This window comes from Pseudomonas sp. Colony2 (assembly GCF_019382755.1).
Lineage (GTDB): Bacteria > Pseudomonadota > Gammaproteobacteria > Pseudomonadales > Pseudomonadaceae > Aquipseudomonas.
This window is the reverse complement of record NZ_CP080030.1, coordinates 3,908,629-3,910,883: the sequence shown is the minus strand read 5'-3', so window position 1 is coordinate 3,910,883 and position 2,255 is coordinate 3,908,629. Positions and strand designations below refer to the sequence as shown.

Here is a 2,255-nt window from a genome sequence, read left to right as displayed (position 1 = left end):
GGCTGCAACGTCAACACCTCAAACCCATCCCGCGTCACCGCCACGGTATGTTCCCACTGTGCCGACAAGCTGTTGTCCCGCGTCACCACCGTCCAGCCATCCTTCAAGCTGCGCACCTTGGCGCTGCCCTGGTTGAGCATCGGCTCAATGGTAAACACCATGCCTTCGCACAGTTCCATTCCGGTACCGGGGCGGCCGAAGTGCAGGATCTGCGGGTCTTCGTGCATCTCGCGGCCAATGCCATGCCCGCAATATTCACGCACCACGCTGTAGCCGTTGCTCTGGGCATGGTTCTGGATGGCGTAGCCGATATCCCCCAGGCGTGCGCCGGGCTTGACCTGGCGGATGCCGGCCCACATCGCTTCAAAGGTCATTTCCACCAGGCGCCGGGCCTTGGGCGAGACATTGCCGATCATGTACATCTTGCTGGAGTCGGCGATATAGCCGCCTTTCTCCAGGGTGATGTCGATGTTGACGATGTCGCCGTCCTTGAGCACGGCCTTGGCGCTGGGCATGCCATGGCACACCACCTCGTTGATCGAGGTGTTGATGCAGAAGGGGTAGTCGTACTGGCCCAGGCTCGCCGGCCGCGATTGCAGGTCATTGCGGATGAAGGCCTCCACCGCACTATCAATCTCCAGGGTCGACTGGCCGGCGGCGACAAAACCGTCGAGCATGGTAAACACCTGGGCCAACAGGCGGCCGGATTCGCGCATCACGGCAAGTTGTTCGGTGGTCTTGATCATTCGCTGCGCCCCCGGATCAGGTCGGGCTTGTCCAGCAACAGTTTGTTGATCAGGTCGTTATAGGCCAGGTGTGGATTGAGTTCGGCGAGCAGGCCGATCTTGATCCAGAACTCGGCCTGGGCGTTGATGGAACGGTCCATGGTGGCGCTGGCCAGACGGAGTTGTTCGTGCAATTGGTCGGTGATCTTGACGATGCCCATGAGCTTCACTGTGCAGAGTTGATATACAAAGCGTATACGTTTCGTATGCTCCGCGTAAAGCCTGGCGTTTCGCCATTGACTTGCCCGGTGGCGCCGGTTAATTTTGATTCATGACATTTCAAACCTTTCGTTGCCAGCCAAGCATTATTACCGCCATTCCTCATTTGGCGGGATAGCGCTCGGCTGTACCCAAACCCGCCCTAGAGGCGGGTTTTGTTTTTCCGTCTCCAGGGCCCTGCAAACACCCAGGAGACATCCATGAGTACCCGCCCCGCGAGCCAGCCCCTGGATTCGGGATTGCTTGAGCACTACGTGAAGAAGATCCTGGCCGCCCCGGTCTACGACCTGGCGGTGCGTACGCCGTTGCAGGTGGCGCCGGCGCTGTCGGCATTGCTGGGCAATCAGATCCTGGTCAAGCGTGAGGACCTGCAACCGACCTTTTCCTTCAAGATTCGAGGCGCCTACAACAAACTGATGCAGCTCAGTGCCGAGCAAAAGGCGCGGGGCGTGATCACTGCTTCTGCGGGTAATCATGCCCAGGGCGTGGCATTGGCGGCGCGGGAGTTGGGGATCAAGGCGACGATTGTCATGCCGTGCAGCACCCCTGAGTTGAAAGTGTTGGGCGTGCGCTCCCGAGGCGGCGAGGCGGTGTTGCATGGGGCCAGCTTTCCGTTCGCCCTGGCCCACGCGTTGCAACTGGCCGAGGCCACCGGCAGTACCTTTGTCTCGCCGTTCGACGACCCGGACGTGATTGCCGGGCAGGGCACCGTGGGCATGGAAGTGCTGCGTCAACAGCAGGGCCCGCTGGACGCGATCTTTGTCCCCGTGGGCGGCGGCGGATTGATTGCCGGTATCGCGGCCTACGTCAAATACCTGCGCCCCGAAGTGCGCATCATCGGCGTCGAGCCCGAAGGCTCCAGTTGCCTGCTGGCAGCCTTGCGCGCGGGGAGTCGAGTGGTGCTGCCAAGTGTCGACAGCTTCGCCGACGGGACTGCAGTGGCCCAGATAGGCGCCCATGGTTTTGAAATCTGCCGACACCATGTGGATGAGGTGATCACCGTCAGCAATGACGAGCTGTGCAGCGCCATCAAGCTGATCTACGACGATACACGATCAATTACCGAACCATCGGGGGCGCTGGCGGTGGCCGGTATCCGCAAGCATGTCGCGAACACCGGGATCCAGGGGCAAACATGGGTGGCGATCAACTCCGGGGCCAATATTAACTTTGATAGTTTGCGGCATGTTGCAGAGCGAGTGGCGGCTCAAGCAGGTTAAACGTTTAATCTAATGAATATTTAATTTAGTT

General features: G+C 59.9%; 3 protein-coding genes. 1 reads left to right on the top strand and 2 read right to left on the bottom strand.

Going from position 1 to position 2,255, the window contains the following annotated elements:
* Positions 1–746 (bottom strand): type I methionyl aminopeptidase (gene map / locus JV201_RS15330; RefSeq protein WP_219407184.1); only part of this gene is annotated, 746 nt, incomplete at its 3' end.
* Complete coding sequence (locus tag JV201_RS15325; protein WP_003215288.1) at positions 743–946, bottom strand: ParD-like family protein; 204 nt, start codon at positions 944–946, stop codon at positions 743–745. The genes JV201_RS15325 and map, both read right to left, overlap by 4 nt.
* 258 nt (positions 947–1,204) lie before the next feature.
* Here JV201_RS15325 and ilvA point away from each other — a divergent pair, with 258 nt between their 5' ends.
* On the top strand, positions 1,205–2,224 hold the full coding sequence (gene ilvA / locus JV201_RS15320) for a threonine ammonia-lyase, biosynthetic (protein ID WP_219405658.1): 1,020 nt from the start codon (positions 1,205–1,207) through the stop codon (positions 2,222–2,224).
* Positions 2,225–2,255: the final 31 nt, after the last annotated feature.

What these genes read in the sequence shown, in the direction of transcription:
- ilvA (WP_219405658.1), top strand. Translation starts at nt 1,205, where the DNA reads ATGAGTACCCGCCCCGCGAGCCAGCCCCTGGATTCGGGATTGCTTGAG.
- JV201_RS15325 (WP_003215288.1), bottom strand. Translation starts at nt 946, where the DNA reads ATGGGCATCGTCAAGATCACCGACCAATTGCACGAACAACTCCGTCTG.